The sequence below is a fragment of the Desnuesiella massiliensis genome (assembly GCF_001403615.1).
In the GTDB taxonomy this organism is placed as follows: Bacteria; Bacillota; Clostridia; order Clostridiales; family Clostridiaceae; genus Desnuesiella; species Desnuesiella massiliensis.
The window spans coordinates 619,732-633,066 of sequence record NZ_LN879455.1; the positions used below are offsets into that span (position 1 = coordinate 619,732).

Consider the following 13,335-nt stretch of genomic DNA (forward strand, 5'->3'; position numbering starts at 1 on the left):
ATGGAAAAAATTCATTATTTATAATATAATAAAAGTGAAAAATATAACAAATAGCTGTGGATGAATTTTACGGGAGATGATTGCTACTTGCAATAGCCGAAGGAATAAGTAATATAGCCCATATATTATGAAGCTCTCAGGCAAAAGTACCGAAAAAGGACACAACTCTGGAAAGCGCAAGCACCGAAGGAGTAAATCTCTCAGGTTACAAGACAGAGAATAAAGGCATAGGGCTTTTATTCCTGTCTTTTTTGTTTGCAATAAAATGAAAGGATTATTAAACATGATAGAACAATTTATGGTTATAACTAATAATCCCATGAGTTTGGAAAGGTTTAAGACAAACTATTTGGTAAAATACATAGAAGGAAGCACCTTAGAAGTATTCAGTGAAGTTAGGGATCGCATACATTTAGGGCATAAGTTACTTACTCATCCTCTTATGAGCAGTATTAAACCAAACGAAACGCCCTATAGAACAGTGCTAATAACTAAGCAAAAGTATTCGGGCTTAGATTTTGATTCTTTAAATATTGTTGAAAACGCTATCATTACTACAGAGAAGTTTATAAAGGATTTTAATATTCCTAATTGGAATGAGTCTATTCTACAAGATTTTCAACTTATTGACTTTGATTTAATATATCATGCTATTAATTAAAAGCTTTATTGGATATAATGTAATTAATTAAATAATTATATACGAGGAGGACTTTATATGTCACATATTTATGACACCATAATAATTGGTGGAGGACCAGCAGGACTTTCAGCAGGATTATATGCAGCAAGATCAAAAATGGATACTATTTTAATTGAAAGAGGAAAATTTGGAGGACAAACTGCTACTACAGAAGAGTTAGAGAATTATCCTGGTTCCATAGAAGATTGTACAGGACCTGGACTAATTGAAAGAATGAAAAAGCAAGCGGAAGAATTCGGAACTAAATTTGTAAAAGATGAGGTTTTAGAAGTAGAACTAGATGGAAAAATAAAAAAGGTAGTTTGCAAGAAAGAGACCTATGAAGCAAAAACTATAATTATAGCAACAGGTGCATATCCAAGACTAGCTGGATTTAAAAATGAGTTAGAGCTTAGAGGAAGAGGAGTTTCCTATTGCGCTACTTGCGATGCAGATTTCTTTACAGAATTAGATGTAGCGGTTTTAGGCGGAGGAGATTCTGCTATAGATGAAGCCATATATCTAACTAAGTTTGCTGAGAATGTTACTATTATACATAGAAGAGATGGCTTTAGAGCTGCAAAAACTTCTCTTGAAAAGGCTCAAAATAATCCGAAAATAAAGTTTATACTAGATACAGTGGTAGAAGAGGCTAAGGGAGAAGAAATATTAGAAGGTTTAGTACTTAAAAATGTAAAGAGTGGGGAAATAAGCGAACTTAAAGTGGATGGATGCTTTGTATTCGTTGGATATCTTCCAATATCAGATTTATTTAAAGGAAAAATAAAAATGAATGATAGGGGAGATATTATAACAGACGAAGATATGAGATGTGATGTACCAGGAGTATTTGCTGCAGGAGATATAAGAGAAAAATCCTTAAGACAAGTAATAACAGCATCAGCGGATGGAGCAATTGCGGCTACTACTGCAGAAAAATATATAGAAGAACATTTTTAATGATAAATAATTATATTTTATTTAATATAAATTTAGGAGGTATTTTGAAATGTTAGAATTAGATAAGGATAATTTCGAAGCAGAAGTGCTTCAATACACTGAAAAACCTGTTTTTGTTGATTTCTGGGGAGATAAATGTGAAATATGTAAAGAACTTATGCCTGGAGTTCATGGATTAGAAGAAAAATATGGCGATAAGATTAAATTTGCTAGCTTAAATATAAGCACTGCAAGAAGATTAGCTATTGCTCAAAGAGTATTGGGTCTTCCTACTATGATAATATACAAAAATGGTGAAAAGTTAGCTACTATAACTCCAGATAAAATAAGTACTTTGGATGATGTAGAAAACTTTATAAAAGAGACTTACGACACTTTATAAAATGATAATATCTAGAGTTTGCCTAAAAGGCACTCTAGATTATATATAATATTTAGGAGGTGAACGCTTTGCGTCTTGAGATTGGGAAAATATTTATAAAGGATATTCAATTTGGACCTGATACAAAGGTTGAAAAGGGTGTTCTTTATGTGAACAAGGAAGAATTATTAAAAGAAGTATCTGGTGATGAGAGAATCGAAAGCATAGACTTTGATATCGCTAGACCAGGAGAAGAAGTAAGAATAATACCAGTTAAGGACGTAATTGAGCCAAGAGTAAAGGTTGAAGGAAAGGGAGGAATATTCCCTGGATTTATCAACAAGGTAGATACTGTTGGTTCAGGAAGGACTCATGTTTTAAAGGGAGCTGCAGTGGTTACTACTGGTAAGATTGTAGGCTTCCAAGAAGGTATTATAGACATGACAGGAGAAGGTGCAAAATACACACCATTCTCAAAAACTAATAACCTAGTTATCATATGCGAACCTAAAGAAGGTATTCTGCAACACGACCATGAAGAAGCTGTAAGATTAGTAGGCTTTAAAGCAGCTACTTATTTAGGTAAGGTAGGAAAAAACATAGAACCTGATGAAGTAAAGGTATTTGAGACTTTACCATTAATGCAGCAAGTTAATCAATATCCAGAGCTTCCTAAGGTGGTTTATGTATACATGCTACAAACTCAAGGTTTGTTACATGACACTTATGTTTATGGTGTAGATGCTAAGAAGATAATTCCTACATTTATATATCCAACTGAAGTTTTTGATGGTGCTATAGTAAGTGGAAACTGTGTTTCAGCTTGCGATAAAAACCCAAGTTATGTTCATATGAATCACCCAATAATTGAAGATTTATATGAAAGACATGGTAAAGACTATAATTTCTTAGGCTGTGTTATAACCAATGAAAATGTTTACTTAGCTGATAAAGAAAGATCTTCAAATATGACAGCGAAATTAGTTGAGTTCCTTGGAGCAGATGCTGTTATAATTTCTGAAGAAGGCTTTGGAAATCCAGATGCAGACCTAGTTATGAACTGTAATAAGATAAGTGAAAAAGGAATAAAAACAGTACTTGTTACAGACGAATATGCAGGTCAAGATGGAAGCTCTCAATCCTTAGCAGACTCAACTCCAAAGGGAGATGCAGTAGTTACAGGTGGAAACGCTAATGAAGTAATCACACTTCCTCCAATGAAAAAAGTAATTGGACATCCAGAAGTAGCTAATGTTATAGCTGGTGGATACATGGGAAGCTTAAGAGAAGATGGTTCCATAAATGCTGAAATTCAAGTAATCACTGGAGCAACTTCAGAAGTAGGATTTAATTATTTAAGTGCAAAAGGATATTAAACTATAAATTTTCAGAATAACCTATAAGATTTTTATATTTTAAATTTTAGAAAAAGAAAGAATATAGAAACAGTGAGAGGATGGATTGTATGTTAGAAGGAAAAAAAGTCATAGCTATTGGCGATAGAGACGGTATACCAGGACCAGCCATTGAAGCTTGTGTTAAATCCGCTGGTGCAGAAGTAGTATTTGCTTCAACAGAATGCTTTGTTTGAACAGCCGCAGGTGCTATGGATCTGGAGATCCAACAAAGAGTTAAAGACCTTACAGAAAAGTATGGTCCAGAAAATGTAGTAATAGTTATCGGAGGAGCTGAAGCAGAGGCTTCAGGACTTTCAGCAGAAACTGTAACAGCAGGAGATCCAACTTATGCAGGACCATTAGCAGGTATTGCTTTAGGTCTAGGCGTGTATCACGTTGTAGAGCCAGAAATAAAGGATGAGTGTGATCCAGGCGTTTATGACGAGCAATGTGGAATGATGGAAATGGTTCTTGATGTAGATGCTATAATAGCTGAAGTTAAGAATGTAAGAGATCAATATTGTCAATATAAATAACAATTAAATTATCTAATAACTCCGAGAAAGGGGGAACAAAGTTGATTAGAGTAGTTCATTATATAAACCAATTCTATGCCGGTATAGGTGGAGAAGAAAAGGCTGATATCACACCGGAAGTAAGAGAAGGATTTGTAGGACCAGGTATGGGGCTAAATGGATTATTAAAAGGAGAAGGCCAAATAGTGGCAACAGTAATCTGTGGAGACTCATACTTTAATGAAAATACAGAAGAAGCTAAAGCACAGATAATAGAAATGGTGAAAAAGTACAATCCAGATTTATTTATAGCTGGGCCAGCCTTCAACGCAGGAAGATATGGGGTAGCTTGTGGTACCATAGCTAAGGAAGTTGAAGAAAAGCTTAATATACCAGTATTAACTGCTATGTATATAGAAAATCCTGGTGCAGATATGTTTAAAAAGCACTTGTACATAGTAGAAACTAAGAATAGTGCAGTAGGTATGAAGGATGCTCTTCCTAAGATAGCAAAATTAGCTTTAAAATTAGCTAAGAAGGAAGAGATATTAGGACCTAGTGAAGAGGAATACATTGAAAGAGGTATAAGAAAAAATTATTTTGCTAGCGAAAGAGGTTCAAAAAGAGCAGTAGATATGCTAGTAAAAAAATTAAAAGGCGAAGAGTTTGTTACAGAATTCAAAATGCCAGTTTTTGATAGAGTAGAGCCAAACCCAGCAGTAGAGGACATATCAAAAGCAAAAATTGCTTTAGTTACCTCAGGTGGTATAGTTCCCAAGGGAAACCCAGATCATATAGAATCCTCCAGTGCGTCAAAATACGGTGAGTACGATATAGAAGGTGTTATGGACTTAACCTCTGAAACTTATGAAACAGCTCATGGTGGTTATGATCCAACTTATGCTAATACTGACTCAGATAGAGTATTACCAGTAGACGCTTTAAGACAAATGGAGAAGGAAGGGAAGATTGGTTCTCTTCATAGATATTTCTATACTACAGTAGGAAACGGAACAGCTGTTGCTTCTTCTAAGAAATTTGGAGAAGAAATAGCTAAAAAGTTAATAGCAGACGGTGTAACTGCAGTTATACTTACCTCTACTTGAGGAACCTGTACACGTTGCGGAGCAACGTTAGTAAAGGAAATAGAAAGAGCTGGGCTACCAGTAGTTCATATGTGTACAGTAGTACCTATATCCTTAACAGTAGGAGCTAACAGAATAGTTCCAACAGTAGCTATTCCTTATCCATTAGGAAATCCTACATTGGATCATAAGGATGAATATGAATTAAGATACAAATTAGTAGAAAGAGCTTTAAGAGCACTTGAAACTCCTGTAGAAGGACAAAAGGTTTTTGAAGCATAGAAAATTGAAAAATTCCCTTTAATATCAATAAAAGATCCATTAGGAGAATGATCTTTTGGTCATTCTCCTTTATTAAATAATTAAGAACTAAGGATTAAATAGTAAAACTATGATTGCTTTAATCTTTAATTGTTAATTAAATATTTTTAAGATAATTTCAAGGAGGTTTTAAAATGGATTTTCCAGTAATAAAAAGAGCTTCTTATGTTTTAGTTAATACCCCAGATATGATAATACATAATGGAACTACTCAAACATTAGAAAGGGAAACAAATCCTGATTCAGAGTATTTAAAGGTTATAAGAAATAATTTAAGAAGCTTTGAGGATGTAGTAGCTTATGCTCCTAACCAAACTTATATAGGAAATATGACTCCAGAAGAATTAGCAGAAAGAAAAAGACCTTGGCATGGTGAGCCTATAGAAAATGCAAATAGATTTGGAAAATTTGGAGAAATAATGCCGCAGGATGAATTTTATGGATTAATGAAAATTTCAGACGTTTTTGATTTAGTTCTACTCGAAAAAGAATTGACAGCTAGAGTGAAAGAAAAATTCTCTGCTCATCCAGTTTTAAATAGTAAGGTTGAAGCTATAAAAGAGGGCTTTGACATAGCTGATATAGAAAAACTTGTACAAAATGGAATAGCTGAAGGCTTATATGAAGGAGAAACTTTAGTAGGCTGTGTTAAGAGAGCTCATGAGTTCGATAAAAATTTATCTTCTCATGTAATATTAGAAAATTTAGCAGTAAAGGCTTCAGGAGTATTAGCTTTAATGCACTTAGTTAATAATGGAGAAGTAAAGGCTGATGAAATTGAATATATTATAGAATGTTCAGAAGAAGCTATAGGAGATATGAACCAAAGAGGTGGAGGAAATATAGCTAAATCTATAGGAGAAGTAGCTGGCTTTACTGGAGCTACAGGATCAGATATGAGAGGGTTCTGCGCTGGACCAACTCATGCATTAATAACTGCTGCAGCACTAATTAAGTCAGGAGTTTATAAGAAAGTGGCTATAGTTGGCGGAGGAGCTACAGCTAAGCTAGGTATGAATGGAAGAGACCATATAAAGAAGGGACTTCCAGTATTAGAGGATTGCTTAGGCGGTTTTGCTATATTATTAACAGAAAATGATGGAGTAAATCCAGTATTAAGAACAGATATTGTTGGAAGACATACTATAGGACATGGAGCTTCACCACAAGCAGTTTTAGAAGCTTTAGTTTTAGAACCTCTTGATAAAGCAGGATTAAAAATTACTGATATAGATAAATATGCTCCAGAAATGCAAACTCCAGATATTACTGAGCCAGCAGGAGCAGGAGACGTTCCAACTCAAAACTATAAGATGATAGGAGCTTTAGCAGTTAAGAAAGGTCAGTTAGATAGAAAAGATTTACCTGCTTTTGTAACTAAACATGGATATCCAGGATATGCGCCAACTCAAGGTCACATTCCATCAGGAGTGCCAATAGTTGGTCATGCTAGAGAGCATATGTTAAATGGAAAAATGAATAATTTCATGGTAGTTGGAAAAGGTAGCCTATTTCTAGGAAGAATGACAAATCTATTTGATGGAGTTTCTATAGTTGTTGAGAAAAATAGTGGAAGCAAAGCAGAAAATAATGGTGGTATATCTAAAGAAGAAGTAAAAGCAATGGTAGCAGATGCAATGAAAGATTTTGCAGCTTACTTAATGAATAATTAAGGAGCGTGAGTGATATGATTGAAAATGATGTAAAATCAATGATAGCTGAGGTTTTTAATGACATAGCTGAAGGAGTAAAAAGTGGAAGCTTCAAAAAGAAAGTGAGAATTGGATTAACTATCCTTGGTAGTGAGCATGGCGTGGAAGAAATGGTTAAAGCTGCTGAGCTTGCTAAAAATAAGTATGAAGATTTTGAAGTGGTTTTAATAGGACCAAAGGTAGAAGGTGATTTCACTATAGTAGAAGCTAATACTGCAGAAGAAGGACATAAAAAGATGGTAGAGCTTCTAGAGCAAGGAAAAATAGATGGATGTGTAACTCAACATTTTGATTTCCCTATAGGTGTATCTACAATAGGAAGGGTAATTACCCCTGCAAAAGGCAGAGATTTAATAATTTCTACTACCACAGGAACTACTTCCACTAATAGAGTAGAAGGTATGGTTATAAATGCTATATCCGGAATTTCTGTAGCTAAAGCCCTAGGAATAAAAAATCCTAAGGTAGGAATTCTAAATATTGATGGAGCTAGACAAGTAGAACGAATTTTGAATGAACTTAAATCTAGTGGATATAATTTTGAGTTTTGTGAATCTTTAAGAGCAGATGGAGGCTCAGTAATGAGAGGTAATGATCTTCTTGCAGGAACTCCAGATGTAATGGTATGTGATTCATTAACAGGAAACCTATTAATAAAAATATTTTCATCCTTCTCTACAGGAGGAAACTATGAAACTATAGGAGCAGGTTATGGACCAGGAGTAGGGGAAAATTATGATAAGCTAATAAACATAGTTTCTAGAGCCTCTGGGGCACCACTTATATGTGAAGCTCTAAAATATTGTGCGGTATGTGCAAAAAATAAACTTTTAGACTTAGCTAGAGAAGAATTTAAACAGGCTAATAAAGCTGGATTAAAAGAGATAATTTCTAAAAATACTAAAGAAAAAGCTAATACCTCAAAGGAAGAAGTAAAAATGCCACCTAAGAAAGTGGTTACCTATGCTATAGCTGGTATAGATATTCTTGAGCTAGAAGATGCTTGTAAAGCATTATGGAAAGAAGGTATATACTCAGAAAGTGGTATGGGCTGTACAGGACCTATAGTTCTTGTTAATGAAGAAGAGGGCGAGAAGGCTAATGAAGCTTTAATAAAAGCTGGATTTAAGGCATAAGACAACTTAAGAAAAATTAATTAGTGTAGTAAAGCTGCCTAATAATGAAACCTGGTATCATTTACAATTTTGGTACCAGGTTTTTGTATGCTTTTACAAAATTTATTTCATAAAGTATTCCATTTTTTATATTAAGATGCTATAATAATTAAGCAATATTCATTCTATAAAAACGTTTCCACATTTTAATTTGTCTAATTTTTTAAAAATACATAGATAGATTAAAATGTGAATTAAAAAGGGTAAAGTTTATAAAAAGTTAAAAAAACTTTTACAAAAAAGAAGGAAATGAAGAAGCATTTATAGAATTTATAGTGCATATATATTATAACCTAAAATATTAGGAGGGGAAAAAATGAATAAGAAGAGATTAATAGCTACCATAGCTTCAGTAGCACTAGTAGCTACAATTTTCACAGGTTGTACTAAGAAAGAGGAGCCAAAGACTCCAGCAACAGGAGGAGACAAACCAGCTGCAACAGCAAAAGTAAAAGTTGGTTTAGTTACTGACCAAGGCGGAGTTAACGATGCTTCCTTTAACCAATCAGCTAATGAAGGAATTAAGAAAGCCGTTACAGATTTAGGAATTCAACAAATAAACTCCATAGAGTCAAAGACTCAAGACGTTTATGAGCCAAACTTAAAGACTATGGCTACTACAGCGGACTTAGTTGTAGGTTGTGGATTTATGATGGAGACAAGCATGAAGAATGTTTCCGCTCAAACTACAGACAAGAAATTCTTAATAGTTGATGGTGTTGTTCCTAATAAAAATACAATATCTGTATTATTTAAAGAGCATGAAGGTTCTTTCTTAGCAGGAGTTATTGCTGGTAAGATGACTAAAACTAACAAAATAGGTTTCGTAGGCGGAAAAGAAGGAGAAGTTATAAACAGATTTGAGTCTGGTTTCGTAGCTGGAGTTATGTCTGTTAATCCAGAAGCAGGAAAGCTTTTAATGCCAAAGGATGCTAAAACACCAGGAGTAAATGCTAAATATGTAGACTCTTTTGATGACTCAGGAAAAGGTTATGAAGCAGCAAAAGCTTTATATAATGGTGGAGTTGATATAATATACCACGCAGCTGGCGGAGCAGGACTTGGAGTATTCAAGGCTGCAAAAGACATGAACAAATTCGCTATAGGTGTTGACTCAGACCAAGCAGCTACTGAAAATGGAAAGGCTTACAAAGACCAAATCCTTTTCTCTATGGAAAAGAAGGTTGGGGTTGCTGTTTATGATGTTATAAAGAACTTAAAAGATGGAAAATTTGACGGTGGAACAACTAAAAATCTTGGAATTAAAGAAGGCGCTGTTGGTATAGCACCAACTATCCACAAATCTGTAGATAAAGCATTTGTAGACTTAAGCAAAAAAGCTGAAACAGACATAAAGGATGGCAAGATAGTAGTTCCAGGAACTCGTGATGAGTTATTAAAATTTAAAGCTCCTGAATTAAAATAATTATATAATCAGGCTAGATGTCCTAAGCATCTAGTCTTTTTTAAAAGTTAGGAGGAGGAAATATGGTAAAGGTTGTGGAGATGAAGGGAATAAAAAAGATTTTCCCTGGGGTTATAGCTAATGATGACGTGAATTTTGAGCTGGAGCAAGGTGAGATACATGTACTGCTAGGTGAGAACGGAGCAGGAAAAACCACATTAATGAATATTTTATACGGATTGTATCAGCAAGAGGCTGGAGATATTTTCGTTCATGGACAAAAGGCCATGATAAAAAACCCAAAAGAAGCAATAAAATTAGGAATAGGAATGGTGCATCAGCACTTTATGCTTGTTCATAATTTTTCAGTAGCACAAAATATGATTCTTGGACAAGAACCTAAAAAAGGTATGAATCTTGACATAGGTAAAGCTATAAAGGATACAGAAGAGCTTTCAAAAAAGTACGGTTTTAATATAGACCCTAAAGCTATAATAGAAGACATGACAGTAGGACAACAGCAAAAGGTTGAGATATTAAAAGCTCTATATAGAGGAGCAGATATATTAATATTGGATGAGCCTACTGCAGTATTAACTCCTCAAGAGATAGATGAACTAGGAGTAATCCTAAGAAATTTAGTTAAAGAAGGAAAATCTATAATTCTAATAACTCATAAATTAAAAGAAGTTATGAAAATGAGTGATAGAGTAACCATTATAAGAAGAGGTAAGGTTATAGATATAGTTAGAACCAAAGAAACCAATATAGATGAATTAGCAGAGATGATGGTAGGTAGAAAAGTTAATCTTAAAGTAGAAAAAAATCAGGCTAAAATTGGGAAAGCGATTTTGAGTTTGAATAATTTACAGGTATTAGATCACCGCAAGCTGCCAGCGGTAAAGGGAGTAAGTTTAGAGGTGAAGGCTGGAGAGATATTAGCTATAGCGGGAGTAGATGGTAATGGTCAAACAGAGCTGGTAGAGGCTATAGCAGGTCTTAGAAAACCAATAGGTGGAAAGATAGAACTTAATGGTCATGATATAACAGGAAGAACTCCTAGAGAAGCCATAGAGTCAGGACTAGGACATATTCCAGAAGATAGGCATAAGAGAGGACTAGTATTAAAGTACTCCTTAGCAGAAAATGCAATCCTTGGCTATCACTATAAAGAGCCTTTTGCTAAAGGAATAATGATGAACTATGGTGAAGTTAAGGAATATGCTAAAAGATTAATAAAAAGCTATGACGTAAGAACACCTAATGAAGATGTAGCTGCATCCGCATTATCTGGAGGGAATCAACAAAAGATGATAGTAGCAAGAGAAATAGAAAAGAATCCAGAGCTTATTATAGCAGCTCAACCTACAAGAGGACTTGACGTTGGAGCTATAGAGTATATCCATAGAAGATTAGTAGAAGAAAGAGATAATAATAGAGCAGTGCTTCTAGTTTCTCTAGAGCTAGATGAAGTTTTATCCTTAGCAGATAGAATAGCTGTAATATATGATGGACAAATAGTTGATGTATTAGACGCTAAAGATGCTACAGAGCAAAAGCTTGGAATACTAATGGCTGGAGGAAAGCTGAAAAAACAAGGAGGGGAGGAGTAAATCATGAAAAAAAATAATGTTAAAATAGCTAGCAAATCCTTTAATAATGTAATTAAAGAATTTTCTATGTCCATATTATCAATTGTAGTAGCACTTTTTATATCCATATTCTTTGTTATGTGGGCATTAGATAGTGGATTTATCTCTTCTGCTGAAACACTTTTCTCTTCCATATGGCAAGGAAGTTTTGGCAGCAGCAGACAATTAATAGAAACCTTTGTATTTGCAACTCCTCTTATATTTACAGGATTAGCTCATGCCGTAGCCTTTAAAACAGGATTGTTTAATATAGGGGTAGAAGGACAGTTTATAATAGGAATGCTTTCCGCTGCTTTATTAGGACTTATACCAGGAATACCAAAACCATTGCATATAATTATAATAATGGCAGGTGGAACCCTTGGAGGAGCCTTATGGGCAGCAATACCAGGATATTTAAAAGCTAAACTAGGTACTAACGAAGTTGTTAACACCATAATGATGAACTTTATTGCTATGAGTTTATCAAACTACTTTACTATGGGACCCTTCCACAAACCAAGTTCAGCTAGTACTTATCCAATACAAGAAAGCGCAATGCTTACAAGATTTTTAGGAGAGACCAATAGACTAAATTCAGGAACTTATATTGGAGGAATAATAGTAATAATATTAGTTTATATATTACTTTGGAAAACCACTATAGGATATGAGATTCGTGCAGTAGGTATAAACCCAAGTGCAGCAGAATATGGCGGAATAGACATAAAGAAAAACATAATTTTAGCCATGGCTATATCAGGAGCTATAGCAGGTCTTGGTGGAGCTATTCATATAGCAGGAGTTCAACATCAAAACATGCAGTTATTTGGATTCCCTAACTACGGAATGGATGGAATATCTGTAGCCTTAGTGGCAAAGAGCAATCCAATTGGAGTAATATTCTCAGCTATATTATTTGGAGCATTAAACCTAAGCTCAGGAACCTTGATGCTTTTCGGAATACCAAAAACTATATCCTACATCATTCAAGGTATAGTAATACTATTTATAGCAGCAGGATATATATTTAAGCTAATTGGAGAAAAAAGAAAAAAGGAGGCTACAGTAAATGAGTAGTTCAGTATTGATTTTAGGATTAGTCACAGCTACATTAAGACTAGCAACTCCTCTTATATTTGCATCCTTAGGTGGAGTTTTCTCTGAAAAATCTGGAGTTGTTAACATAGCCTTAGAAGGTATAATGATTGCAGGAGCTTTCTTTGCAGTATTAGGATCTCATGTAACTGGAAACCCATGGATGGGTGTGATATTTGCTATGGCTGGAGGAGCAGCTTTCGCAGCCCTTCACGCATACTTGAGTATACACCTACAAGCGGATCAAGTAGTATCAGGGGTAGCTATCAATGTATTCTCAGCAGCTTTTATAAGCTACCTAGTATTCAAGGTTTTTGGAACACCTTCACAAACAAATACAGTAACAGCATTACCTTATCCAGTAGAATTCTTTAGCAAGATACCGGTAATAGGAAAATTCTTAGCAGAGTTAAACTGGTTTGTATGGATAGCCCTAATATTGGTATTTGTATCTCACTATGTACTATATAAAACACCATTAGGCTTAAGAATAAGAGCTGTAGGAGAACATCCAAAGGCAGCAGATACCTTAGGAATAAGCGTATATGGTATAAGATATTTATCTGTAATAATATCAGGAGTTTTAGGTGGACTAGGTGGAGCTACTCTATCCATAGGTATAATGAATCTTTATAGAGAAAACATGGTAAGTGGTAGAGGTTTTATAGCCCTAGCAGCTATGATCTTCGGTAACTGGAAGCCTAAAAATGCAATGCTTGCATGTATGCTATTTGGATTTGCAGAATCCTTACAGCTATATGCAAAGGGCTTTGGCTGGAGAATACCAGGAGAGTTCTATGAAGCATTCCCTTATCTTTTAACAATGCTTGTACTTGCAGGTTTTGTTGGAAAAACTCAAGCACCAGCAGCAGATGGTGTACCATATAGAAAAGGCGAAAGATAAAAAAGCGAAGGCTTGATTAATGCACAATTCACAGTTCACAATTCACAATTAAGGTGATTATTTTTTCTAAAAGAAAAAATAATTTAAAT

The 13,335-nt window shown here is 34.5% G+C and carries 12 protein-coding genes and 2 riboswitches; all 12 genes read left to right on the forward strand.

Annotated features, from left to right (window positions below; all coding sequences use genetic code 11):
* Positions 1-60 precede the first annotated feature (60 nt).
* Positions 61-162: riboswitch (glycine riboswitch) on the forward strand.
* 3 nt (positions 163-165) lie between these two features.
* Positions 166-218: riboswitch (glycine riboswitch) on the forward strand.
* A gap of 65 nt (positions 219-283) precedes the next feature.
* The 12 genes from BN2665_RS09560 to BN2665_RS09625 all read left to right on the forward strand — a co-directional run bounded on the left by BN2665_RS09560 (position 284) and on the right by BN2665_RS09625 (position 13,246).
* Entirely contained in the window at positions 284-661 is a 378-nt protein-coding gene (locus tag BN2665_RS09560; RefSeq protein WP_055666876.1) for a GrdX family protein, read from the forward strand.
* Positions 662-718: 57 nt separating this feature from the next.
* Complete coding sequence (trxB, locus tag BN2665_RS09565; protein WP_055666877.1) at positions 719-1,642, forward strand: thioredoxin-disulfide reductase; 924 nt, start codon at positions 719-721, stop codon at positions 1,640-1,642.
* A 49-nt stretch (positions 1,643-1,691) separates the two neighbouring features.
* Positions 1,692-2,024, forward strand: a complete 333-nt coding sequence (locus tag BN2665_RS09570) for a thioredoxin family protein (RefSeq protein WP_055666878.1) — start codon at positions 1,692-1,694, stop codon at positions 2,022-2,024.
* Positions 2,025-2,092: 68 nt separating this feature from the next.
* Entirely contained in the window at positions 2,093-3,379 is a 1,287-nt protein-coding gene (locus BN2665_RS09575; protein ID WP_055666879.1) for a glycine/sarcosine/betaine reductase component B subunit, read from the forward strand.
* An 89-nt stretch (positions 3,380-3,468) separates the two neighbouring features.
* Positions 3,469-3,936, forward strand: a complete 468-nt coding sequence (gene grdA, locus BN2665_RS09585; RefSeq protein ID WP_082435862.1) for a glycine/sarcosine/betaine reductase complex selenoprotein A — start codon at positions 3,469-3,471, stop codon at positions 3,934-3,936.
* A 41-nt stretch (positions 3,937-3,977) separates the two neighbouring features.
* Positions 3,978-5,282: a glycine reductase complex selenoprotein B gene (grdB, locus tag BN2665_RS09590; RefSeq protein WP_082435863.1), complete on the forward strand. Its 1,305-nt coding sequence runs from the start codon at positions 3,978-3,980 to the stop codon at positions 5,280-5,282.
* A 173-nt stretch (positions 5,283-5,455) separates the two neighbouring features.
* Positions 5,456-6,994 (forward strand): glycine/sarcosine/betaine reductase complex component C subunit beta, encoded by a 1,539-nt coding sequence (gene grdC, locus BN2665_RS09600; protein WP_055666884.1) that lies wholly within the window; start codon positions 5,456-5,458, stop codon positions 6,992-6,994.
* A gap of 14 nt (positions 6,995-7,008) precedes the next feature.
* Positions 7,009-8,169, forward strand: coding sequence for a glycine/sarcosine/betaine reductase complex component C subunit alpha (gene grdD / locus BN2665_RS09605; RefSeq protein WP_055666885.1), 1,161 nt, complete (start codon positions 7,009-7,011; stop codon positions 8,167-8,169).
* A 355-nt stretch (positions 8,170-8,524) separates the two neighbouring features.
* Positions 8,525-9,634, forward strand: a complete 1,110-nt coding sequence (locus tag BN2665_RS09610) for a BMP family lipoprotein (RefSeq protein WP_055666886.1) — start codon at positions 8,525-8,527, stop codon at positions 9,632-9,634.
* 62 nt (positions 9,635-9,696) lie between these two features.
* Complete coding sequence (locus BN2665_RS09615; protein WP_055666887.1) at positions 9,697-11,226, forward strand: ABC transporter ATP-binding protein; 1,530 nt, start codon at positions 9,697-9,699, stop codon at positions 11,224-11,226.
* 3 nt (positions 11,227-11,229) lie between these two features.
* Positions 11,230-12,324, forward strand: a complete 1,095-nt coding sequence (locus BN2665_RS09620; RefSeq protein WP_055666888.1) for an ABC transporter permease — start codon at positions 11,230-11,232, stop codon at positions 12,322-12,324.
* The gene (locus BN2665_RS09625; protein ID WP_055666889.1) at positions 12,317-13,246 is read left to right on the forward strand and encodes an ABC transporter permease; all 930 of its coding nucleotides are present in this window, start codon (positions 12,317-12,319) and stop codon (positions 13,244-13,246) included. Before BN2665_RS09620 ends, BN2665_RS09625 begins: the two co-directional genes overlap by 8 nt.
* The last annotated feature ends 89 nt before the right edge of the window (positions 13,247-13,335 follow it).

What these genes read in the sequence shown, in the direction of transcription:
- BN2665_RS09560 (WP_055666876.1), top strand. Translation starts at nt 284, where the DNA reads ATGATAGAACAATTTATGGTTATAACTAATAATCCCATGAGTTTGGAA.
- BN2665_RS09570 (WP_055666878.1), top strand. Translation starts at nt 1,692, where the DNA reads ATGTTAGAATTAGATAAGGATAATTTCGAAGCAGAAGTGCTTCAATAC.
- trxB (WP_055666877.1), top strand. Translation starts at nt 719, where the DNA reads ATGTCACATATTTATGACACCATAATAATTGGTGGAGGACCAGCAGGA.
- BN2665_RS09625 (WP_055666889.1), top strand. Translation starts at nt 12,317, where the DNA reads ATGAGTAGTTCAGTATTGATTTTAGGATTAGTCACAGCTACATTAAGA.
- BN2665_RS09615 (WP_055666887.1), top strand. Translation starts at nt 9,697, where the DNA reads ATGGTAAAGGTTGTGGAGATGAAGGGAATAAAAAAGATTTTCCCTGGG.
- BN2665_RS09610 (WP_055666886.1), top strand. Translation starts at nt 8,525, where the DNA reads ATGAATAAGAAGAGATTAATAGCTACCATAGCTTCAGTAGCACTAGTA.
- grdD (WP_055666885.1), top strand. Translation starts at nt 7,009, where the DNA reads ATGATTGAAAATGATGTAAAATCAATGATAGCTGAGGTTTTTAATGAC.
- grdC (WP_055666884.1), top strand. Translation starts at nt 5,456, where the DNA reads ATGGATTTTCCAGTAATAAAAAGAGCTTCTTATGTTTTAGTTAATACC.
- BN2665_RS09620 (WP_055666888.1), top strand. Translation starts at nt 11,230, where the DNA reads ATGAAAAAAAATAATGTTAAAATAGCTAGCAAATCCTTTAATAATGTA.